24 protein-coding genes are annotated in these 21694 nt (G+C 34.9%); 13 read left to right on the top strand and 11 right to left on the bottom strand.

What is annotated here, in order from left to right:
* Positions 1 to 14: 14 nt before the first annotated feature.
* The 4 genes from dltA to dltD are packed head-to-tail and all read left to right on the top strand — an operon-like array spanning position 15 to position 4087.
* Positions 15 to 1469: a D-alanine--poly(phosphoribitol) ligase subunit DltA gene (gene dltA, locus SHYC_RS09375; RefSeq protein WP_039646591.1), complete on the top strand. Its 1455-nt coding sequence runs from the start codon at positions 15 to 17 to the stop codon at positions 1467 to 1469.
* Complete coding sequence (dltB, locus tag SHYC_RS09370) at positions 1466 to 2686, top strand: D-alanyl-lipoteichoic acid biosynthesis protein DltB (protein WP_039646589.1); 1221 nt, start codon at positions 1466 to 1468, stop codon at positions 2684 to 2686. Before dltA ends, dltB begins: the two co-directional genes overlap by 4 nt.
* A gap of 19 nt (positions 2687 to 2705) precedes the next feature.
* Entirely contained in the window at positions 2706 to 2942 is a 237-nt protein-coding gene (gene dltC / locus SHYC_RS09365; RefSeq protein WP_037566769.1) for a D-alanine--poly(phosphoribitol) ligase subunit 2, read from the top strand.
* Entirely contained in the window at positions 2939 to 4087 is a 1149-nt protein-coding gene (gene dltD, locus SHYC_RS09360; protein WP_039646587.1) for a D-alanyl-lipoteichoic acid biosynthesis protein DltD, read from the top strand. Before dltC ends, dltD begins: the two co-directional genes overlap by 4 nt.
* A 556-nt stretch (positions 4088 to 4643) precedes the next feature.
* Here the strand turns inward: dltD and SHYC_RS09355 are convergent.
* A complete protein-coding gene (locus SHYC_RS09355) occupies positions 4644 to 4886 on the bottom strand; it encodes a NifU family protein (RefSeq protein ID WP_039646585.1) in 243 nt (80 codons plus the stop codon).
* A 104-nt stretch (positions 4887 to 4990) separates the two neighbouring features.
* Here SHYC_RS09355 and SHYC_RS09350 point away from each other — a divergent pair, with 104 nt between their 5' ends.
* A complete protein-coding gene (locus SHYC_RS09350) occupies positions 4991 to 5317 on the top strand; it encodes a YuzD family protein (protein WP_039646583.1) in 327 nt (108 codons plus the stop codon).
* A gap of 106 nt (positions 5318 to 5423) precedes the next feature.
* Here SHYC_RS09350 and SHYC_RS09345 read toward each other — a convergent pair whose 3' ends face one another.
* Entirely contained in the window at positions 5424 to 6488 is a 1065-nt protein-coding gene (locus SHYC_RS09345; RefSeq protein WP_039646581.1) for an NAD(P)/FAD-dependent oxidoreductase, read from the bottom strand.
* Between the two features lie 297 nt (positions 6489 to 6785).
* On the opposite strand from SHYC_RS09345, the gene SHYC_RS09340 reads away from it, so the two are divergent.
* The 6 genes from SHYC_RS09340 to SHYC_RS09315 all read left to right on the top strand — a co-directional run bounded on the left by SHYC_RS09340 (position 6786) and on the right by SHYC_RS09315 (position 12653).
* Positions 6786 to 7022, top strand: a complete 237-nt coding sequence (locus SHYC_RS09340) for a YuzB family protein (RefSeq protein WP_039646579.1) — start codon at positions 6786 to 6788, stop codon at positions 7020 to 7022.
* A 13-nt stretch (positions 7023 to 7035) separates the two neighbouring features.
* Positions 7036 to 7395, top strand: coding sequence for a HesB/IscA family protein (locus SHYC_RS09335; RefSeq protein ID WP_039646577.1), 360 nt, complete (start codon positions 7036 to 7038; stop codon positions 7393 to 7395).
* Positions 7396 to 7734: 339 nt separating this feature from the next.
* The gene (locus SHYC_RS09330; RefSeq protein ID WP_039646575.1) at positions 7735 to 8937 is read left to right on the top strand and encodes an NAD(P)/FAD-dependent oxidoreductase; all 1203 of its coding nucleotides are present in this window, start codon (positions 7735 to 7737) and stop codon (positions 8935 to 8937) included.
* A gap of 77 nt (positions 8938 to 9014) precedes the next feature.
* Positions 9015 to 10523, top strand: a complete 1509-nt coding sequence (locus SHYC_RS09325) for a M17 family metallopeptidase (protein WP_371664990.1) — start codon at positions 9015 to 9017, stop codon at positions 10521 to 10523.
* A 417-nt stretch (positions 10524 to 10940) separates the two neighbouring features.
* Positions 10941 to 12254, top strand: coding sequence for a Na+/H+ antiporter family protein (locus SHYC_RS09320; protein WP_039646572.1), 1314 nt, complete (start codon positions 10941 to 10943; stop codon positions 12252 to 12254).
* A 21-nt stretch (positions 12255 to 12275) separates the two neighbouring features.
* The gene (locus SHYC_RS09315) at positions 12276 to 12653 is read left to right on the top strand and encodes a PaaI family thioesterase (protein ID WP_039646570.1); all 378 of its coding nucleotides are present in this window, start codon (positions 12276 to 12278) and stop codon (positions 12651 to 12653) included.
* A gap of 69 nt (positions 12654 to 12722) precedes the next feature.
* On the opposite strand, the gene SHYC_RS09310 is transcribed toward SHYC_RS09315, so the two are convergent.
* From SHYC_RS09310 to kapB, 9 genes are all read right to left on the bottom strand, one after another.
* The gene (locus tag SHYC_RS09310) at positions 12723 to 13847 is read right to left on the bottom strand and encodes a polysaccharide deacetylase family protein (RefSeq protein WP_039646568.1); all 1125 of its coding nucleotides are present in this window, start codon (positions 13845 to 13847) and stop codon (positions 12723 to 12725) included.
* Positions 13848 to 14080: 233 nt separating this feature from the next.
* Entirely contained in the window at positions 14081 to 14437 is a 357-nt protein-coding gene (locus SHYC_RS09305; RefSeq protein ID WP_039646566.1) for a Na+/H+ antiporter subunit G1, read from the bottom strand.
* Positions 14415 to 14708 (bottom strand): Na(+)/H(+) antiporter subunit F1, encoded by a 294-nt coding sequence (locus tag SHYC_RS09300; RefSeq protein WP_039646565.1) that lies wholly within the window; start codon positions 14706 to 14708, stop codon positions 14415 to 14417. The genes SHYC_RS09305 and SHYC_RS09300 overlap by 23 nt, the downstream gene beginning before the upstream one ends.
* Entirely contained in the window at positions 14708 to 15187 is a 480-nt protein-coding gene (locus tag SHYC_RS09295) for a Na+/H+ antiporter subunit E (protein ID WP_039646563.1), read from the bottom strand. The genes SHYC_RS09300 and SHYC_RS09295 overlap by 1 nt, the downstream gene beginning before the upstream one ends.
* Positions 15188 to 16687, bottom strand: a complete 1500-nt coding sequence (locus SHYC_RS09290; RefSeq protein ID WP_039647695.1) for a Na+/H+ antiporter subunit D — start codon at positions 16685 to 16687, stop codon at positions 15188 to 15190. It lies immediately after the preceding gene.
* A complete protein-coding gene (gene mnhC1 / locus SHYC_RS09285; RefSeq protein WP_039646561.1) occupies positions 16677 to 17024 on the bottom strand; it encodes a Na+/H+ antiporter Mnh1 subunit C in 348 nt (115 codons plus the stop codon). The genes SHYC_RS09290 and mnhC1 overlap by 11 nt, the downstream gene beginning before the upstream one ends.
* The gene (locus tag SHYC_RS09280) at positions 17024 to 17470 is read right to left on the bottom strand and encodes a Na(+)/H(+) antiporter subunit B (protein ID WP_107632724.1); all 447 of its coding nucleotides are present in this window, start codon (positions 17468 to 17470) and stop codon (positions 17024 to 17026) included. The genes mnhC1 and SHYC_RS09280 overlap by 1 nt, the downstream gene beginning before the upstream one ends.
* On the bottom strand, positions 17433 to 19850 hold the full coding sequence (locus tag SHYC_RS09275; RefSeq protein ID WP_039646557.1) for a Na+/H+ antiporter subunit A: 2418 nt from the start codon (positions 19848 to 19850) through the stop codon (positions 17433 to 17435). Before SHYC_RS09275 ends, SHYC_RS09280 begins: the two co-directional genes overlap by 38 nt.
* Before the next feature lie 138 nt (positions 19851 to 19988).
* Positions 19989 to 20369 (bottom strand): sporulation phosphorelay system protein KapB, encoded by a 381-nt coding sequence (kapB, locus tag SHYC_RS09270; RefSeq protein WP_039646555.1) that lies wholly within the window; start codon positions 20367 to 20369, stop codon positions 19989 to 19991.
* Between the two features lie 73 nt (positions 20370 to 20442).
* Here kapB and SHYC_RS09265 point away from each other — a divergent pair, with 73 nt between their 5' ends.
* Together SHYC_RS09265 and SHYC_RS09260 are read left to right on the top strand one after the other, a co-directional pair.
* The gene (locus SHYC_RS09265; RefSeq protein ID WP_039646553.1) at positions 20443 to 21048 is read left to right on the top strand and encodes a peptidylprolyl isomerase; all 606 of its coding nucleotides are present in this window, start codon (positions 20443 to 20445) and stop codon (positions 21046 to 21048) included.
* Positions 21049 to 21074: 26 nt separating this feature from the next.
* Positions 21075 to 21332: a DUF1871 family protein gene (locus tag SHYC_RS09260; RefSeq protein WP_039646551.1), complete on the top strand. Its 258-nt coding sequence runs from the start codon at positions 21075 to 21077 to the stop codon at positions 21330 to 21332.
* Positions 21333 to 21694: the final 362 nt, after the last annotated feature.

The following is a 21694-nucleotide window of genomic DNA, read 5'->3' as shown; positions in this document are numbered from 1 at the left end:
AGGGAGTGTTGACGATGAGAGATATTTTAGAAGCCATTCGTTATTTTAGTGAAGCCACTCCAAATAAAAATGCTGTACAACATCAAAACGATGCATTAACTTATTCCGAATTAGAAGCATATTCAAATCAACTTGCAATTCAATTGAAGGATGAGACGCAACCGATTGTTGTTTATGGGCATATGTCACCATATATGATAGTCGGAATGATTGCAGCATTAAAAGCAGGATGTGGCTATGTACCAATTGATTATTCGATTCCTGTGAATCGTATCGAATCAATTGTTAACAGGATTCAACCAAGTCTGTTTTTAAATACTATGTCAGAAACAATGACTTTAGATCATGTAAAAGTCGTTGATATTGAAACGCTAAACCTTACTGGAGTAGAAACACATGTGTCAAATATTCAACCTGACACCATTGCGTACACAATTTTTACTTCGGGTTCTACGGGTGAGCCAAAAGGTGTCCAAATCTATTATGATAGCTTAGTAGATTTTGCCAATTGGGTTGATGATTTAAATCAAAATAAAGAAGGACAAGTCTGGTTAAACCAAGCGCCACTTTCATTTGATTTATCAGTAATGTCAGTGTATCCAGCTTTAGTTTCAGGAGGTACAATCCAATTTGTATCTAAAGATATGATTATTAATCCTAAAGCACTACACGAGTTGTTTATATCTCAACCTATTGATGTGTGGGTATCTACACCATCGTTTATGGAAATGTGCTTGTTATTACCTTCATTTAATGAAGAGCAAATGTCTAATTTATCGACATTCTTATTCTGTGGTGAAGTATTTGGTCATAAATCAGCGCAAAGGTTATTAAAACAATTTCCACAATCTACTATCTATAATACGTATGGACCTACAGAAGCAACGGTTGCCATAACGAGTATACGCGTCACACATGACGTATTAGAACAATTTGAAAGTGTACCTATTGGTAAACCTAGACCAGGTGTTAACCTACGTTTGACTGAAGAAAATGAACTGGTTATAGAAGGCTCATGTGTGAGTGCGGGCTATGTCAAAGATGAAGAGCGTAGTGCTCGTGTATTCTTTGAAACTAATGAAACACGGGGCTATTTCACGGGTGACAGTGCAAAATTTGTCGATGATCAATGGTTTATTCAAGGTCGTATTGATAACCAAATAAAATATAACGGTTATCGAATGGAGTTAGAAGAAATCGAAGCGAAATTAAACCGCTTAGATGAAATCAATAGTGCGATGGTTGTGCCTGTTCGTAAAAATAATAAAGTTAAATTACTTAAAGGTGTACTACAATTGTCATCTCCAGAGTTAGATGAAAAGGATGCCATTAAATCGATTAAATCCCGTATTAAAGAAGAATTACCAGATTATATGATTCCACAACAATGGGTTTGTGTAGAACAAATGCCATTAAATAATAATGGGAAAATCGACCGAAAAATGATTAACGAGGTATATCAATCATGACACCATATGCTTCTTTTCACTTTTTCTTGATTGCGTTTATCATTTTATTACCTGTCATCATTTTAGGTTTATTCGGTAAACGTTCTAAAATTTATAACGCACTAAGCACAATCGTCATGTTGGTCATCATTTTTGCTGACCATAAACATAACTTTTTAGGAATTAAATATTTAAGTTATCACACGATGACCTTTTTCCTATATATCATTTGGCAAGTACTCGTGATAAAAGGGTATGAAAAACTTAATAAAAGTAAGGATAAGAACTCGACAGCATTGTATGTCACAGTGCTTTTCTTATCGCTTTTACCTTTAATTATTGTTAAAGTCCTTCAAAGCTCTTGGTTAGGAACTGGTCAAGTACATATTTACAGTTCAAAATTACTAGGATTGTTTGGATTTTTAGGTATTTCCTATATTGCATTTAAAAGTATTCAATTGATTATGGAAATTCGTGATCATTCAATTAAAGAAATACCACTTAGAAAATTGTTGGCATTTATGACGTTCTTCCCAACAATATCATCAGGACCAATTGATCGCTTCAGACGTTTTATTAAAGATGACAAAAAAGTTCCAGACGCAGCACAATACAAATTACTCCTAGAAAAAGCAGTGCACTTTGTGATGTTAGGGTTCTTATATAAATATATTGTTGCATTTTTAATTCAAAAATATGTAACGACCCCAATGGGCAACCATCTTACTACGTTTACTGATTATTGGATTTATATGTATGGATATACGTTCTATCTATTCTTTGATTTTGCAGGATACAGTTTATTTGCGGTAGCCTTTAGTTATATTTACGGTATTCAAACCCCTATGAACTTTAACAAACCATTTATAGCAAAAAATATTAAAGACTTCTGGAACCGTTGGCATATGTCGTTGTCATTCTGGTTTAGAGACTGTGTTTATATGCGCATCGTCTTCTTTATGACGAAGAAGAAATATATGAAATCAACGTTCCATATTTCTAATCTCGCATTTTTAGTCAATTTTGGGATTATGGGGATTTGGCACGGTCTTGAATGGTTCTATATTATTTATGGTTTATATCATGCAGCATTATTTATAGGTTATGCGTACTATGAAAAATGGCGTAAAAAACGTTTCGGTCAACTGAAACACCCATTTTTCAATGTAATGGGAATACTCATTACATTCCACTTTATAGCTTTCGGACTATTAATATTCTCAGGAAAACTGATTTAATTTAGGAGTGATTTTTATTATGGAATTTAGAGAACAAGTATTAAATATTTTAGAAGACGTTACAGAAGATAGCATTGTGAAAGAACAACCAGATGTTCGTTTATTTGATGAGGGTATTTTAGATTCTATGCAAACGGTTCAACTTATTTTAGCGATTCAAAATGAGTTGGATATTGAAGTATCAATTATGGACTTCGATCGTGAGGCATGGGCAACACCAAATAAAATTGTTGAAGTATTATCTGAATTACAATGAAGCTAAAACATCCAGCACTTATCGCTTTTCTCGTTAGTGCACTTTTATTTGGTGCTTTTGTTTTAATACCTGCATCATGGCTTCAACCTAACTGGTCACACCAAAAGTTGTTAAAACAACAAGTTGCAAATTCTGATAACGTCATTAAAGGATCAGCAATTCAGCATGCCATGCTAAAAGATAAGAACTTTTATCCCGTATATGGTTCGAGTGAACTTCGAAAAAACGATCCATACCAACCAGTGATTCTCTTGAAAGGGAAACAACCCGATTTATTTTATGTAGGTACGGGTGGTCAAACGGATTTATTACAAGCTATCGCTTTGGGTGCACAATATGATCAATTGAAAAATAAAAAAATGGCAATCATTATTTCACCTCAGTGGTTCACGCGTAAAGGCATGTTAGAAAACAATTATTTAGGTCGTGTATCTAAAGTCCAGATTAATCGTTTCTTCGATAATCCAAATATACCGAATCATCTTAAACAACGTCTAGCGCAGCGATTATTACATTTTAAAGCAAATAAACATGATGACTTTTTAAAACAGGTCGCAAAAAATGGGGAAGTTAAAGGTCATTACTTAAACCCATTTTATGCGAATCATTTAGAAAAAATGGAAATTATTAAAAGTTATATTCCAATGTCTGTTGAAACGGACAAACTTACAAAACTTCTAGATAAGTCTAAGCCAAATACGAAATCTTATGCGCAGTTAGATAAGGAAGCAGAGCAATATGGTAAAAAGCATAGTTCCACGAACCCTTATCGCATTAAAGATGAATATTGGAAACTCATTAAACAAAATAAACGCCCAATTAATCGTCAACACGAATTCCACATGAATTCACCAGAATTCAAAGATCTAGCACTTTTAGTTGATCTTATGAAAGCAGGTAATGCCGACGTACAATATGTCGTTCTACCTGTAAATGGTAAATGGTATGATGCGATTAATGTCGATCGAGAGCGTCGACAAAAAGTAGATGAAAAAATTGTTAAAACAATTTCCTCACATGGTGGCAAAGTATATGATATGACGGACCAAGACTATAAACCATATGTGATGAGTGACGCAGTGCATATTGGTTGGCGCGGTTTAGTTGAGTTAACTGAAAAAATAGAGAAACACATTAAATCATAAAAATAAAAAACAGTAACATGATTCATGGTCATGTTACTGTTTTTTTGTTTGATGTATGAAGAAGATGGGATTTTACTACCTATAAGGAGATCAATCCTTTCAAATATTGAATGTTCAGTTTGCCTCGCTTTTCTGGGAGCATTTTAGAAATCGATTTGATGTTGTAGTCATGTTTCTTGGTTTTTTAAGACGTTAATAATGCTATGCGTTACGATTTCCTTACACCTATAAACATGCGTGGATGGGAGAATCTAACGACAGTTGCGGAAAGCTTATTAAGACGAATACGCAATTCAGTCGACTACTGCCTTCTATAATGAAAAAACTAAAATTGTTTAGGTATCTCATGCTCAAATTTAAGGGTCAATAAAATTCATGGGGAATTGAATTTGGTTGGCTTAGTTTGTTAACGTGACTAAATCCCATCCCCGTGTGATAGGCATGTTATACGTATCAATGGCTATGAAAAACCCTTAACATTGTATTTAACAATGTTAAGGGTTAATACGTCATCATGTTGACATGATAAAACGATTTATTTTAAAAACACTCGATATTAAAAGACTTGTTCAACTTCAATAACGCCAGGTACTTCTTCAACGAGCGCACGTTCAATTCCAGCTTTTAAGGTGATGGTACTACTTGGACATGTGCCACAAGCGCCTAGTAATTGCAGCTTAACAATTCCATCTTCAACATCGACGAGTTCACAGTCACCGCCATCGCGTAATAAGAAAGGACGTAATCTTTCAATGACCTCTGCAACTTGGTCATACATTGTTGCATTTTCAGTTGGCATGTAAAATGCCTCCTTTCAAGTTAAATGGTTCTAATTCTGCTTATTTTTTTATTATAATAGAATCAGTAGTAAAAATCTATAATAGAAACAAGGGGAGATTGTTGATGCCTAAAGTGAGTGTTGTCGTTTACGGAGCTGATGTCATTTGTGCCAGTTGTGTGAATGCACCAAGTTCACAAAATACGTATGAATGGTTACAATCCATTTTGACGCGCAAATATCCAGATATTCATTTTGAATACACTTATATTGATATAGAAAAAGATACGGAAAATTTATCCGACCATGATCAACATTTCATAGAACAAATTCATGAAGATGAACTATTTTATCCACTTGTGACTATGAATGATATGTATGTTACTGATGGGTATGTACAACTGAAACCCATTACACGTTTTATAGATGAACATATTGTGAATGAACGATAACAGCGGAATGTTGCTTATTTAATGCGTACAACGTTCACAATTGAAATTTTCCGAACGAGGTGAAGCAAAAACGGAATGGCACCGTGAGGGCCATCCCGTTTTTATTTTAACCATTATGATGTTTATAAAGCCAAAGTACACCAGATTTCAATATTGAAGCAAGACGACCTGTTACGGTTTTGTCCATGACGTAGGCAAATCCTTTTTTCTCACCTAATGAACCTAAAAATCCTTGAATTTTAATCTCAGGCATATGCTCAGGTAATGGTTTGCCTTCCCATTTTGTCTTTAAAACCGTAGCGATTTGATCTGCTTGTTCTTCTGCGAGTTGTGCACTAGGCGCATGCGGTAAATCGGCACAATCACCTACAACGTACACATTAGGATATGTCGGCACTTGATGATATTGATTTAAAATGACTCGATTGCTACGACTTAAATCCACTGGTAAGTTTCGAACCAACTCCACAGGTTGAATTCCAGCTGTCCATACAATCAAATCATGTTCGTTTTTCGTTTCTTTATTGTATAAAATACCCGGTTCTACTTTTACAATGTCTGAATTTGGTACCACTGTAACGTCGTGTTGTTCAAACCATTTTTTCACATAGTTACTTAATTTTTCAGGAAACTGATTTAAAATGCGGTCGCCTCTATCATATAAAAAGATTTTAATATCACTGCGACTTTCACGCAAAGCACTTGCAAGTTCTATACCGCTCAACCCCGCACCAACAATACCAACTTGAGAATTTGAAGGTAATTCGCTTATATCATGGTATGTTTTGCGCGCGCTTTGTAATGTTTGAATACTGTATGTATAAGCTTTGGCTCCAGGAACATTATGATATTTATCTTCACAACCTAATCCAATAATGAGTTCATCGTAGTCTACACGTGTTTGTCCAACAGATATAATCTGTTGATCTAAGTCAATGTCAGTAATTTCTCCGTATACGACATTCATTCGTTCAGATTTTGGAAATCCGACACGTACTTCTTTATCAGATTTAGATCCTGCAGCAAGCGCGTAAAATTCTGTTTTCAATCCATGATAAGGCATTCGGTCAATTAACGTAACCTGATAATCATCTGGTAGTGATTCCGGTAAAATTCGAGACAAAATACGCATGTTGCCATAGCCGCCGCCTAACAATACTAAATTCTTCATGATAAATTCCCCTTTAATGTTGATTTTATATGCTCGATGCGTTCAATATGTTTATTACCCCTATACATACTGATTACATCATAAATGAATGAAATTCAGACATCATTACTTACCTATAATTATATACGTTTTTTAAAATGCACACAAACAAACGTCAAAATTCTGTCAAAAAATTGACTTATAAATAATGATTTGCAAGGCCGTTTTTAAACATTTTTATATAAGTTGATGTCATAGATGGATAGGAAATAGTTTGTTATAATGAATGTACTAAAATGAAATGCTAGAGGGTGAATCATGAATCCTATTGTTGAGTTTTGCATCTCCAATATGGCACGAGGTTCTGAAAAGGTTTTTCAGACTTTAGAAAACGATCCCAATATAGATGTTTTGGACTACGGCTGTTTACAGCACTGTGGCGTATGTTCGTCAGGACTTTATGCTCTTGTGAATGGTGATTTAGTAGAAGGGGAAACGTCTGATGAGTTGTTACAAAATATATATGCACATATAGAAGCGACGTGGATTTTTTAAAGGAGGATTTACGATGTCTACAGTTATTTTAACGGAAGCAGCAGCTTATGAAGTTAAAGATATGTTGAAACAAAATGATATGCCAAATGGTTATTTAAAAGTGAAAGTGAATGGGGGAGGTTGTACGGGTCTTACTTATGGTATGACAGCAGAGCCAGAACCTGGAGACAATGATGAAATATTAGAATTTTACGGTTTAAAAGTGTTAGTTGATAAAGAAGATGCACCGATTCTAAAAGGGACAACGATTGATTACAAAACGTCTCTCATGGGTGGCGGTTTTCAAATTGATAACCCTAATGCAATTGCATCGTGTGGCTGTGGAAGCTCATTTAGAACAGCCAAAGTTGCAGGTACGCCAGAAGATTGTTAATCTGCTTATGAAATCATAAGTGTTACGTATATATTTTCAATATTTATATGATTCAATTTGAGTGAGGAGTCGCGTAGTTGTGTTATTTAATACGCTATGCGGCTCCATTATTTACGTTATTATTGAAAGCGTTTTCTGATGCAAAAAATCTCAATTGATATGTGCATATGAATTGTAGATATCGATGTGTTAACATAAATATGATTAACTTGAATTCACCGTTAAAAAAATATAAACTATTACTGAACTGTATTTTACAATTTTGTGTACATAAAAAATTATGAGGGTATACAGTAGAAAGAGTATTTTTAATATTTATGAAGGAATAGGTGAATAGAAATGGCAGATCGTAAAAAAGTACTTGTTTTGGGTGCAGGTTACGCTGGTTTACAAACTGTATCAAAACTTCAAAAGCAATTATCTGAAGAAGATGCACAAATCACTTTAATTAATAAAAATGATTATCACTATGAATCAACTTGGCTACATGAAGCATCAGCTGGTACGGTCAGCTACGAAGATGTTTTATATCCAATCGATAGCGTCATAAAAGAACATGTTGAATTTGTGCGCGCAGAAGTTACTAAAATTGATCGTAACGCTAAAAAGGTTGAAACAACACGTGGAATTTTCGATTTTGATATTTTAGTTGTAGGTTTAGGATTTGAATCTGAAACATTCGGCATTAACGGTATGAAAGAACATGCGTTCCAAATTGAAAATGTTCACACTGCACGTAAAATTGCACGACACATTGAGGATAAATTTGCAAATTATGCAGCATCTAAAACTAAAGATGATAACGATTTAGCGATTTTAGTTGGTGGTGCTGGTTTTACAGGTGTTGAATTTTTAGGGGAATTGACAGATCGTATTCCTGAACTCTCAAATAAATACGGCGTGGATCAAAGTAAGGTTAAAATTACATGTGTTGAAGCAGCACCGAAAATGTTGCCGATGTTCTCTGATGAATTAGTGAATCATGCTGTAAGTTATTTAGAAAGCCGTGGCGTTGAGTTTAAAGTGGGTACACCGATTGTAGCGGCTAATGAAAAAGGTTTCGTGGTAAAAGTTAATGATGAAGAACAAACTTTAGAAGCGAATACTGTTGTATGGGCTGCTGGTGTACGTGGAAGTCAATTGATGGAAAAATCATTTGAAGGCGTTAAACGTGGCCGTATCGTTACGAAACAAGATTTAACAATTGAAGGATACGATGATATTTTTGTAATTGGTGATTGTTCTGCATTTATTCCAGAAGGTCAAGATCGTCCATTACCTACTACTGCACAAATTGCGATGCAACAAGGTGAACATGTTGCTAAAAATATTCAGCATATTTTAAAAGGTGAACCTACTGAAAACTTCACGTATGTAGATCGTGGTACAGTAGCATCTTTAGGTAAACATGATGGTGTAGGACTTGTCTACGGACGAGAAATTACTGGTAAAAAAGCAGCCTTCATGAAACGTGTTATTGATACACGTGCAATTTTCAAAATTGGCGGATTAGGTTTAGCTTACAAGAAAGGTAAATTCTAAGTCTAATTTATAAATGGCTGGGAGTGTCTTAAAGAAAGGCGCGATCCAGCCTTTCTTTATATATAAAATAAATATCAATAAAAGGAGAGATACGGATGACAGTTCAAACATCTTTATCGGTATTAGTTATTGGCATTCCTGAACATCTAAATCAATACACTGAAGAGGTTAAAGAAAATCATTCCTTTATCGAGGCTTTAGCTCCTTTAAAAACACAACACATCATTTCTTCGGATTTGGGTGTCATACGTGATACAGCACTGTACATGAATCATCAGTGGTGTCGTGTCGTGACTGTTGGGTTAGGCAATTTAAAAACACGTACGACTACAGATTATTTAAAATTATGGGGGAATGTATTTCAATATTTACAGAAACAATCGATAGAGGCGATACGACTTTATCTTCCAACATTTTTGGCTAAATCGATAGAGCCTGAGACCATATTTAACCTTATGGGATTGCAACAAGAACAGGCGACATATATGTTTGATTCATACAAATCGGATAAAAGTGCGCCATATAGTTTACATATTCAAATTGAACCAGAGCGTTTCAATCGTTTTGAAGCGGTCATCCAAGAGGGGCGTCAATTAGGACGCGCTATTAATGTTGCACGTGACTTAGGAAATATGCCACCTAATATTTTAACACCCGCATATTTTGCCACATTAATAGAAGATTATTTTAAAAACACACTTGTACGTGTAGACATTAAAGATGGGACAATGATTCAACAAGAAGGTTTCGGATTACTTCATGCGGTAGGCAAAGGCTCTAGCAATCCGCCACGTCTTATCACGTTGGAATATAATGGTAATCCGAATCAACGGGATCAAACCATCGCACTCGTAGGAAAAGGTATTACTTACGATTCAGGTGGCTACTCAATTAAATCTAAAAATGGTATGCCTACAATGAAATATGACATGTGTGGGGCTGCGAATGTCATTGGCATGATTGATGCGATACAATCACTTCAACTTAAAGTCAATGTGGTCGGTGTGATTGCAGCAGCTGAAAATATGATTGCGCCCCACGCAATGAAACCTGATGATGTTTTTACAGCATTAAGTGGCGAAACAGTAGAAGTACCGAATACAGATGCTGAAGGTCGTCTTGTACTTGCAGATGCTTCATATTATGCAAATCAATTTCAACCTTCGTTCATTATGGATTTTGCAACATTAACTGGTGCGGCTATCGTAGCATTAGGCGATGATAAAACAGCTGTATTTAATAAAGGTGTATCCACAGTGCAATTGCAAGATATATTAAAACATGCGCAAATGTTTGATGAACCAACATTTGAATTACCAATTACGAAAACAGAGCGTGCAAACATTAAAAAATCAGATGTTGCCGATTTAACTAATCATGTAAATGCTGATGGTAAAGCGCTTTTTGCAGCAGCATTTATTACACACTTTAGTGGACAAACACCTCATTTACACTTTGATATTGCGGGACCAGCTACAATAAACAAAGCATCTTTCAAAGGGCCTAAAGGTGCTACAGGCGTGATGATTTCAACAATCGTAAATTATTTAAAACAGACGTATGGTATTTCCAACGTAGGATTTTGAGGATGTAACAGTAAATGAGAGTAGGACATTAAAATGTCGCATTATCATAATTTACATAAATTTTACATGAACTAAAGCGTATTTAGCAGTTTCTTCTAAAAGTATTGTGTTAATTTGTTTTTGTATTACGTCCTGTATTTTAATAAATGAAGATGTAAACGTCGAGGGTTATTGCCATCAATGTCCATATTTATAGGGATATTGGTGGCTTTTTAAATGCCATCGTTATACGTTAGTGGTCGACATAAGTTTTAAATGCGAAATGAGGAAAATGGTGAGATTGGGGGGAACATAGAGTGAGTCAAATTATTAGGAAAAATTGATAAAGAAGATGAATCATGCGTTGACACGAAAAAACGAAACTGTTATGATTTTCATAACGCTTTAACACGATAATGAACTAAAGGAGATTTTGGAATGAATGCAGTTTTAATCGCAGTGTTACTTATGATTGTTTTATGTTTATGCCGATTAAACGTTGTCATTAGTTTGTTTATAAGTGCATTGGTCGGAGGTTTAATTGCCGGTTTACCTTTAGACAAAACAATCGCAACGTTTACGCAAAATATTGTAGATGGTGCAGAAGTGGCCTTGAGCTACGCGTTACTTGGAGGTTTTGCCGCATTAATATCTTATAGCGGTATTACAGACTATCTTGTTAATCGCATTATAGAAGCGATTCGTTCAGAAAATACAAAGGTTTCACGTATAAAAGTAAAAGTATTTATTATAATTAGTTTACTTATGTTAAGTGTAATGAGTCAAAATGTCATTCCGGTGCATATTGCATTTATTCCAATAGTTGTTCCGCCATTACTCAGTTTATTTAATGAATTAAAAATTGATCGTCGTTTAATTGGTGTGATTATTGGGTTTGGATTATGTTTTCCCTATGTTTTATTACCTTTTGGGTTCGGTCACATTTTCCAAGAAATCATTCAAAAAGGGTTTGAAAAAGCGAATCACCCAATAGCATTTGGAATGATCTGGAAAGCGATGTTAATACCTGCGAGTGGGTATATCATTGGACTCATACTAGCCTTAATCTATTATCGGAAACCTAGAGACTATAAAACGATTGAAATCTCAAATGATGATACTCAAGTTACATTAAGACCTTATGTGATTATTGTCGTCATCGTCGCGATTTTGGCAACATTCACAGTACAAACATTGACAGATTCAATGATTTTCGGCGCATTGGCAGGGGTCTTAATCTTTTTCATATCAGGTATATATAAATGGAAAGATTTGGATCATCAATTCGTAGAGGGAATTAAAATTATGGCCTACATTGGCGTGGTTATTTTAACTGCGAATGGTTTTGCAGGTGTGATGAATAAAACAGGAGATATTGAAAAATTAGTCAATGGATTGACGACAATTTCTGGAGGCAATCTATTTTTAAGTATTGTACTTATGTACCTCATTGGACTTATTGTAACCTTAGGGATTGGTTCTTCGTTTGCGACAATTCCAATTATCGCTGCGTTATTTATACCGTTTGGCGAAGCGTTAGGCATGAGTACTATGGCCTTAATCGCATTAATAGGAACAGCTAGTGCACTTGGAGATTCTGGGTCACCGGCGAGTGATTCTACATTAGGGCCTACCGCAGGACTCAATGTAGATGGACAACATGATCATATTCGAGATACGTGTATCCCGAACTTTTTATTTTATAACATTCCACTTGTTATTATGGGTACCGTTGCTGCACTTGTATTATAATAATTGCAAGGAGGCATTAAGATGACAAATTTAGTGGAATTATTAAATATGAAAGTGATTGAAAAACGAGATGGGTTTCTTAAAATGGAAATGCCTGTCACGGATCAGGTTAAACAACCTTTTGGTTACCTTCATGGCGGAGCATCGATGGCTTTAGGTGAAACAGCTTGCTCCATGGGATCTGCACATTTATTGGATGTGACAAAAGAAATACCCGTAGGTTTAGAAATGAATGCCAATCATATTAAATCTGTAAAAAGTGGTAAAGTAATCGCCAATGCTACGATTTTGCATCGCGGGCGTTCAACACACGTATGGGATATTAAAATAACTAATGAGGTAGGGACGCTCATAACCGTCATGAGAGGTACAATCGCAATTAAACAAATTAATGCTTAAAAAAACCATCTTTGAGAGAAATGACACGGCGGATTGCCTGTATATTCTCAGTCAAAGATGGTTTTTAATTTAGTTTTCGTAAGATTTATTTCCTTTAAAATAAGCGCGATCTTCTTTATTATATACCTTTTCAGGTGTGACAAATGGTTTGAGTTTATACTTGAATTCATACAAATTCAGTCCATCTATCGCTACTTTATCTTGGTACACATTATCTGTCGATATGTCAGTAAAGTTATTAGGACCGACACCGGCGAAATATTTAAAATGACCTTCTTTAATTAAGAAGTGATATGCTGGCGTATTTCGATCTTGTGCACCATGAGGGAAAATAAATAACTCTGTTTTGCCAACTATAGGTGCGACTTCTTTTTCCCATTTTTTGGTATCGTTAACAATCTCTTTATAAGATGACTTTTTAAAATTAATATGGCCATAAGAATGACTAGCAAAGGTCCAACCATCACGTTTCATAGCTTCTACAACTTTTATAGCATCTCTTTTACGTTGATCGTACGCTTTATTATCCGTTTCATTTGTTCGATATCCTAAAACGCCACTATATCCCGTTAATCCTATGACCCCTTTTTGACCGTTTAGAGAAAAGTCAGGATGATCTTTTACAAAATCATTTAAAATAGGTACGATATCATCTTTTTTTGAGTGAATCAATTTTCCATGTTTATCCTTAGTTTCAGATACGACATGTTGTGATTCATCAAGTACGAGTCGATCATCGTAACCTTTCCCGCGCATATAGTCATAATAATTCATGTCATCAATAGATAATATAAGTGGCTTTTTATTTTTAGGTAATTTCAACGTTTTCTTTTTAATAGGCGATGATTCAAAATCAAAAGCGTCGTGGGGGTCTATCAAAATAAAATTGTTCTTATGTAATTCTTCAATTGTGGCTTTAAATTCTTTTGTCGTCACCATCCAATCGTTATTACCTTTTGCACTTGGGTTTTTACTATTAAATGCTAATTTCGGTTTAGTAATAACAGGGTGAAAGAAAATGTGATAAATTTGTCCTTTATAAGGTGTCCAATCTGTATTAATTTTTGATTGATGTTTTGCGTACATAGATGCGTCAACCTGATGTTGTTGACTACTTTTGTGTTGTTGTGTACATCCAGAGGTAAACAAAAATAATAAAAGTAGAGTGTACAGTATTGAAGTGCGACCTTTCATAATTTGAATCCCTTCTTGGTATATTTTTACACCAACAAATATACACACACTTTGAAAATTATTCAAGAATAATAAATAATACCCTTAATCATTAATGTTTTTATCGAAAAGGCTACGTTAAATATAGAATTTGAAGGTGGAGGAATCGTATAAAATCAGGATAAAAATAGCGAGGAGATCCTCTATATTTAATAGAATGATTCCTCGCTAAATAGAAATATTATTTTGAATTATTATAGCTTTTTGCCTTTTAAATCTTCTTTAACCTCATCTAGTTTTAAGCGTTTAGATGCAGGTGATTTTAAATTATATGCTGCTTTTAAAATCATATGGCTTGCTAGAGGACCAGTAATAAAAACAAAGAATATACCGATTAAAAGTTGGAAATTAACATATCCTTCTTTGCCAATAAAGTAAATGAACACGCCAGTGAGTAAGAGCATTGCACCGAGTGTAGCGGCTTTACCGGCAGCATGAGCACGCGAATATACATCATCTAATTTCAAAATACCGAAAGCAGCAAGCGCGCTAAATAATGCGCCGATTATGACAAGCACTATACCGATACTAGTCACGATGGTTTCTGTCATGTTCAATCACCTCACCTTTATCCATAAACTTTGCAAATACGGCTGTACCTAAAAAGGCAAGAATACCAATTAGAAGTATGGCTACAATCATATATGGCGTATTTAAAATAATAGAAAATAGACCTACTATTGCCATTAATTGAATACCAATGGCATCCAAGGCAACTACGCGATCAGCAAGAGTAGGGCCTAAAATGACACGTACAAGCATAGCCAATATAGAAAGCACAACTATGATTAAGGCAATGATAATAAATATGTCATAACTCATTAGGATTCACCTACTTCTTTCACTGCTTTTTCAAGCGAGTTTTTAATCGATGCAACTTCCTCTTCTTTTGTTGAAAAGTCAAGACAATGAATATATAACCGCTTCATATCGTCATTCACACCAATAACTACAGTACCAGGTGTCAATGTAATCAAGTTTGATAATAACGCGACTTGCCATTTATGTTCTAAATCTGTTTCATATACAAAGAATGCAGATTCATTCTTTAAATGGGGTTGAATAATGACTTTAAATACATCAAAGTTTGCTTTAATTAGTTCTATTATAAATATAAAAGCAAGCTTAATGACTTTATAAATCGTTATAAGATAAAATCGGCCAGGTAGGATTTGGCGCATTAAATAGACGAGTAATAAGGCGAATAAAAAACCGAGTACAAATGAATTCATCGTATAGCTGCCAGATAAAAACAACCAAAATACAGCTAAGATAATATTAATTAATATTTGAACTGCCATTTAATCGCCTCCTAATACGCTTTGAATATATGTTTCGGGTTGATAGAATGATTTTGCACCTTCTGAGATAAACGGATAGAGTTGTTCGGCAGTTAAACCGAAAATAACAGTAATCACTACTGATAGTACAGCTACTGCTAACAATCCTCTATGGTGAAGGCGAGGGTTATAAACATAGCCATAACTTTTTCCAAAGAAACCACGTAGGAAAATATTCATTACTGAATAGAGCACGACTAAACTTGAAAGCAGAACGATAATTCCGCTCACATAAAACCCTTTTTGGAAAGTAGCTTGTACAATGTATAACTTCCCATAAAATCCACTCAATGGCGGGATACCTGCTAAACTTAACGCGGCGATAAAAAATGTCCATCCAAGAAGCGGATAATGATGAATTAATCCACCAAACTTACGTAAATCAGTCGTTTTTGTGATTTTATACATAATCCCAATGAGGAAGAATAAAGCAGCTTTTACTAACATATCATGCAATGTGTAATAAATAGCACCGACGATGCCTGTTTCATTCATCATTGCTACACCTACTAAAATCACACCGACAGCAATCATAATGTTATAAAGAATGATACGTTTAGTGTCTCTATATGCTATAGCACCTACAGAACCAAAAATGATGGTGAGCAGCGCTAGAGTAAGTATCGTGTAGTGAGAAATAGATAATGTATCTTGGAAAAATAAACTCATCGTACGAGCAATTGCATAGACGCCAACTTTTGTAAGTAACGCACCGAAAAATGCAATGATAGCGAAAGGCGGTGCATAATACGCACCTGGAAGCCATACATACATAGGGAAAGTTCCGGCTTTAGTTGCAAATACAAATATAAAAAGTATAAATACGATGCTGATTAAACCAGGGTGCTCATGAGAAACCTTGCCCAGTTTTACGCTTATATCAGCCATGTTCAACGTGCCCACTACAGAATAAAGAATCCCCACACCTATAACGAAGAATGCTGAAGAAACGACATTCACTAATAAATATTTGACACTTTCTTGTAATTGTATTTTTGTTCCGCCGATGACCATCAAACCATAAGAGGCCATTAAGAAGACTTCAAAAAATACGAACAAGTTAAAGATATCACCGGTAATAAATGCTCCATTAATGCCTGCAAGCATAAACATCACTGTAAAGTAGTAGTAATAAGTTTCACGATGTAACCCGATTGACTGATAAGAAAACAGTATGATGAGTACTGTGATTAGTGTACTTGTTGTAACAAGCAATGCACTAAATAAATCTAATACAAAAACAATACTATATGGCGCTTTCCACGATCCTAATTCGAGTACGATAGGGTGACCAGCTAGCCATACATTGATTAAATTCCAAATTGCAAATCCTAATGTAATGAGTGTTCCGGTTAGTGCAATATACCGTTTAATAAACGGACGTAAACCACTAAATATTAACAAAATTGTAGTTATAACTGGAATAGCCACAAGCATTACAATTAAATTTTCATTCATCATCATCTTGTGGTACTCCCTTCATACGTTCTACGTTGTCTGTACCTAATTCTTTATAACTTCTAAATGCCAGTACTAAGAAAAAGGCAGTGACTGCAAATGAAATAACAATGGCCGTTAAAATTAAAGCTTGCGGAATAGGGTCTACATAATTAGAAACATTCTTTTCGAAAATAGGAACGTTCCCAGTTTTTAAACCGCCCATAGTTAATAAAAATAAGTTTGCTGCATGAGATAAAAGTGCGGTACCTATAATAATTCTTATTAAACTTTTAGAAAGAATGAGGTACACGCCGATGGACGTAAGCAACCCACAAATGACTATTAAGACAATTTCCATTACTCATTCTCTCCAATCGTTAAAATAATTGTTAATACTGTACCAACTACGACGAATAAAACGCCAGTGTCAAATAATACTGCGGTGTGCACATGCATCGGTGCTAATAATGGTAAAGGTATATCTATTGATGTATGTGTGAAAAAGTTTTTACCGTAAGTCCAACTTAACATTGGTGAAAAAACACAAAATGCTAAACCGAGCGCAATTAGCTTTTTAAAATCCCATGGAAATACTTTTCGCATCGTTTTTACATCAAATGCTACTGCAATAATGACAAGTGCACTTGAAACGAGTAGCCCACCAATGAAGCCGCCACCAGGTGTATAGTGTCCGGCTAAAAAGAGTGAGAAACCGAACATCATAATTAAGAAAAAGATGATCAGTGCAGAGTATTGTGAGATTAAATCATTTTTCTGTCTGTTCAATGTTCTCAACCCTTTCATAACCATTTTTATGTTTCGCACGTAATTTAATCAGTGTATAAATCGCCATACCTGCAATACCGAGTACGGCTGATTCAAATAATGTATCTGTTCCACGGAAGTCGACTAAAATAACGTTGACCATGTTTTTGCCTTCTGCAAGATCGTATACATGTTTTTTATAAAATTCACTAATAGAAACGAAATGGCGATTACCGTATGCGATTAATCCTAAAATCGTAACGATTAAACCAACACTGATTGAAATCACAACATTGACGATTTTAAATTTAGGCGTTTCATTATAGCGACTCATATTTGGTAAATGATAAAAACATAGTAAAAATAGTGCGGTGGAAATCGTTTCTACTACAAATTGAGTTAATGCAAGGTCAGGTGCATTAAAGAATATGAAAAAGATCGCCATTGAATAACCAACTGCACTAAGCATGATAATACTGAATAAGCGTGAACGTGCAAAAATAATCATGACAGCTGCGATGATTATCGTAATCACAGAAATAAATTCATAAGGTCGAATCGGTGAGACGTGTTTAAAGTCGAACGTAAAAGGCACTGAGATGAGTGTCACTGCCGTGATGATAATTAACGTTGTGAAGATAATAACGATATTATTTCGACTAAAGCCTGTCATATACGTACGTGTCAATTGTGTTGCATAAAAAGGTGAATAGCGTCCAGTTTGATCGTACCAATAATTTAAGGTTAGAAATGTCGGTAATCCTTTAATAAATGGAACCCATTTCTTGTGTGTTAATATCAATAAGCCACCGGCAATATATATGATAAGTGTTGCCATAAATGCAGGTGTAAATCCGTGCCACAAATGAAATTCAGCTGTAATGTTATCAATATTAGCAATCGATTTTACTGCTGGTTCCACTAAAGGTGCGGAAACCAAACTTGGGAACAGCCCAATCGCAATCACTAATGTAGATAAAATAATAGGTGAAATATTCATTAATATTGATGCTTCATGTGCTTTGTGTGGCAACACTTCAGGTTGATATTTACCTAAAAAGATTTCCGTAATAAATTTAAATGAATAAACAAAAGTGAAGATACTACCAACCACTGCAACAATTGGCAACAAAATCCCTATAGTGTTTAAACTGAAAAGGTTGGCATTCGTCACTTCTATCATTGCTTCTAAAAATTGTTCTTTAGATAAGAAGCCATTGAATGGAGGTACGCCCGCCATACTTAATGACGTAATGATTGTAAGTGTAAATGAAATTGGCATAATCGTCATTAAGCCACCAAGTTTCTTTATATCACGTGTTCCTGTCGCGTGGTCAACTGCACCCGTAATCATAAATAGCGCACCTTTAAACGTCGCGTGGTTGATTAAGTGAAATATTGCAGCACTATATGCAGCAACATAGAATAAATTTTCACCGCCGTTAAAGTGGTAACTTACTGCACCAATACCGAGCATCGACATAATCATTCCCAGTTGAGATACAGTAGAAAAGGCCAAAATCCCCTTTAAATCCTGCTGTTTTGTTGCATTTAAAGAACCCCAAAAGAGAGTGACAAGTCCAAATAATGTTACAGTCCAAATCCATCCTTGAGACACTGCAAAAAGAGGTGTTAAACGCGCAATTAAATAAATTCCAGCTTTTACCATTGTTGCTGAGTGTAAATAAGCACTTACTGGTGTTGGTGCTTCCATTGCATCAGGCAACCATATGTAAAATGGAAATTGTGCCGACTTTGTCATTGCACCAATAATGATAAATACCATTGCTAAAAGGAAAAATGGAGATGCTTGAACGTGATCAAGTTGATTGATTAATTCACGAATGCTCCATGTACCAGAGGCAATATATAGTAGAATAAATCCACCTAATAATGACAAACCACCAAAAACAGTGATAATCATAGATTTCATTGCACCATACAATGATTTTTCTTTATGGCGCCAAAATGAGATGAGTAAGAAACTTGAGAATGATGTGAGTTCCCAAAATAAATATAAAATTAATAAATTATCTGAGAGTACAACACCTAACATGGCACTCATAAACATCAATAAATAGCAATAGAAATTACCGAGCTGTTCAGAACGGCTTAAGTAACTAATAGAATAAAGTACAACAAGGCTCCCTATACCGGTAATTAATAAACTAAATAATAAGCCGAGACCGTCTACATATATGTCAAAATTCATTCCGATTTGTGGCATCCATGTAGCAGATGCTTTTTCGTAATGACCGGACATTGTAGGTTGAAGATACGTTAAAAAGTATACGAACAACACAACTGGAATCGGTAACACAAACCATCCTAAATGCACACGCTTATAAAAGCGGTACAAAACAGGTATGAGAAGTGCGAATATCAACGGCAAAATCACCGCAATATGTAACCAACTCATAAATTGTCCTCCTTCATAAAACTGCATTACTTTTATTATACATGATTATGAATGTGAAGAAAATCAACCCTCATTGCGATAAGGATTGATTTTCAGCTACTTTTAAATAAGTAGAAACACGTCTTAAATGGAATAAAATTAATCGAATTTTATTTTGTATTGACGTTCATAATCTTTTTTGAGTTCATTTAAACACATCAGTGATTTTTGGTTATATAACGTGTCTTCAGTTTTGAGTTTAGTCTCTAACTGAGTGATAGCACGCTGTAAAGATACTTCATAAGGTAAGGGGTCTACATCAATTGGTTTCAACTTACTTTTTGTAGTATAGCGTTTTTCATACAAACTCAATGCTTTACGTTCGTGGAAAAAGACGCCTTCAGCTTCATTAGGTGAATGCAAGTCGCCTTGTTTAGGATGCTTGATAACTTGCATTACTTTAACCAATATTTGATCTTGTGTTTCTTCAACGACTTCAACGCCATACACACCACTTTTATGTGCAAATCGGTAGCGCATAAATATTCCTTCCTTTCTTAAATATGTTAAGATATGGTTATATTTTAGTTTAACATGAATGGAGAAATGAGAAATGACGAAATATCCGCAACTTACGAAAGAAATACAAGATAATGAGATTAAAGCAGTGATGCATACCAATATGGGTGACATGACTTTAAAATTATTTCCAGAAATCGCCCCTAAAACAGTTAAAAACTTTGTTGAATTATCGAAAAAAGGTTATTACAACGGTATTACGTTCCACCGAGTAATTAATGATTTCATGATTCAAGGTGGCGATCCATCTGGTACGGGAATGGGTGGAGAAAGTATTTACGGTGGCCCATTTGAAGATGAATTCTCAATGGAAGCATTTAACTTATATGGCGCTCTTTCTATGGCGAATGCAGGACCAGGTACAAATGGTTCACAATTTTTCATTGTACAAATGAAAGAATTGCCGGCTCAAATGCTAAATCAATTACAAGATGGTGGATGGCCAAAAGAAATTGCCGAAGCATATCGAGAAAAAGGTGGTACACCGTGGTTAGATCAAAAACATACGGTTTTCGGTCAATTAGTTGAAGGGGAGAAAACGCTAGAAGATATTGCAAGTGTTAAAGTAGGCCCTGGAGATAAACCGGCTTTTGACGTTGTGATTGAATCCATTGATATTGAAGATGCGAAAAATGCATAATCAATTTAAATAGAAGGTGAATATGCGTGGCAAATAACGATTTGAATATTCAACTCTATCAATTGTTATCTGATTGGAATCCTATGCACTTTGATGATAAGACGCTAGGAGATGCGGAAGTATATGAGATGATGGATGCTGTGCATCAGATTGGTAATCCGTCTGAAATTGCAAATGCGTTCCAAAATATATATCGTTTTTCTTTTGAAGAGACGTTACCGTATGATGTCTGTTTAGAAAAAGCACATGAAGCTATCTATCTTCAGCAACAATGTAATACGTAATATCTCCATGTTTATAGTAAGAATAGATGTTTTCAAAACCATTTAAATATAGCCTTCAAGTTCATTTAAAGGATGAATGTTGAAGGCTTTTTCTGTGCAATGGAATTGTAAGTGCACGTTTAATCATATTTATGACAAATTTGTCATTCTGCCATTCAATACAAAGGCAATAATTCATTGAAAGGCTTTAATGATAATACTTTTAAAAAAGAAGTATACCATTATATCTATAGTTGAGAATTACGTATATGTTGTAAAATAAAAAATGGCAGTGTATTCTAATGCATTTATAGCGTGTTTTATCTTTAAGAGTTGTTTATTGCCAATTTATAGTTATGATTCTGAAAAAATATGTGCTATGA

It is taken from the genome of Staphylococcus hyicus, assembly GCF_000816085.1.
GTDB classification, from domain to species: Bacteria; Bacillota; Bacilli; order Staphylococcales; family Staphylococcaceae; genus Staphylococcus; species Staphylococcus hyicus.
The sequence above is the reverse complement of the archived record's forward strand: the minus strand, read 5'-3'. Positions and strand labels throughout refer to the sequence as shown.

Excerpts from the sequence above, each read along its gene's own strand:
- dltA (WP_039646591.1), top strand. The coding sequence starts at position 15 with ATGAGAGATATTTTAGAAGCCATTCGTTATTTTAGTGAAGCCACTCCA.
- dltB (WP_039646589.1), top strand. The coding sequence starts at position 1,466 with ATGACACCATATGCTTCTTTTCACTTTTTCTTGATTGCGTTTATCATT.
- dltC (WP_037566769.1), top strand. The coding sequence starts at position 2,706 with ATGGAATTTAGAGAACAAGTATTAAATATTTTAGAAGACGTTACAGAA.
- dltD (WP_039646587.1), top strand. The coding sequence starts at position 2,939 with ATGAAGCTAAAACATCCAGCACTTATCGCTTTTCTCGTTAGTGCACTT.
- SHYC_RS09355 (WP_039646585.1), bottom strand. The coding sequence starts at position 4,886 with ATGCCAACTGAAAATGCAACAATGTATGACCAAGTTGCAGAGGTCATT.
- SHYC_RS09350 (WP_039646583.1), top strand. The coding sequence starts at position 4,991 with ATGCCTAAAGTGAGTGTTGTCGTTTACGGAGCTGATGTCATTTGTGCC.
- SHYC_RS09345 (WP_039646581.1), bottom strand. The coding sequence starts at position 6,488 with ATGAAGAATTTAGTATTGTTAGGCGGCGGCTATGGCAACATGCGTATT.
- SHYC_RS09340 (WP_039646579.1), top strand. The coding sequence starts at position 6,786 with ATGAATCCTATTGTTGAGTTTTGCATCTCCAATATGGCACGAGGTTCT.
- SHYC_RS09335 (WP_039646577.1), top strand. The coding sequence starts at position 7,036 with ATGTCTACAGTTATTTTAACGGAAGCAGCAGCTTATGAAGTTAAAGAT.
- SHYC_RS09330 (WP_039646575.1), top strand. The coding sequence starts at position 7,735 with ATGGCAGATCGTAAAAAAGTACTTGTTTTGGGTGCAGGTTACGCTGGT.
- SHYC_RS09320 (WP_039646572.1), top strand. The coding sequence starts at position 10,941 with ATGAATGCAGTTTTAATCGCAGTGTTACTTATGATTGTTTTATGTTTA.
- SHYC_RS09315 (WP_039646570.1), top strand. The coding sequence starts at position 12,276 with ATGACAAATTTAGTGGAATTATTAAATATGAAAGTGATTGAAAAACGA.
- SHYC_RS09310 (WP_039646568.1), bottom strand. The coding sequence starts at position 13,847 with ATGAAAGGTCGCACTTCAATACTGTACACTCTACTTTTATTATTTTTG.
- SHYC_RS09305 (WP_039646566.1), bottom strand. The coding sequence starts at position 14,437 with ATGACAGAAACCATCGTGACTAGTATCGGTATAGTGCTTGTCATAATC.
- SHYC_RS09300 (WP_039646565.1), bottom strand. The coding sequence starts at position 14,708 with ATGAGTTATGACATATTTATTATCATTGCCTTAATCATAGTTGTGCTT.
- SHYC_RS09295 (WP_039646563.1), bottom strand. The coding sequence starts at position 15,187 with ATGGCAGTTCAAATATTAATTAATATTATCTTAGCTGTATTTTGGTTG.
- SHYC_RS09290 (WP_039647695.1), bottom strand. The coding sequence starts at position 16,687 with ATGATGAATGAAAATTTAATTGTAATGCTTGTGGCTATTCCAGTTATA.
- mnhC1 (WP_039646561.1), bottom strand. The coding sequence starts at position 17,024 with ATGGAAATTGTCTTAATAGTCATTTGTGGGTTGCTTACGTCCATCGGC.
- SHYC_RS09280 (WP_107632724.1), bottom strand. The coding sequence starts at position 17,470 with ATGAAAGGGTTGAGAACATTGAACAGACAGAAAAATGATTTAATCTCA.
- SHYC_RS09275 (WP_039646557.1), bottom strand. The coding sequence starts at position 19,850 with ATGAGTTGGTTACATATTGCGGTGATTTTGCCGTTGATATTCGCACTT.
- kapB (WP_039646555.1), bottom strand. The coding sequence starts at position 20,369 with ATGCGCTACCGATTTGCACATAAAAGTGGTGTGTATGGCGTTGAAGTC.
- SHYC_RS09265 (WP_039646553.1), top strand. The coding sequence starts at position 20,443 with ATGACGAAATATCCGCAACTTACGAAAGAAATACAAGATAATGAGATT.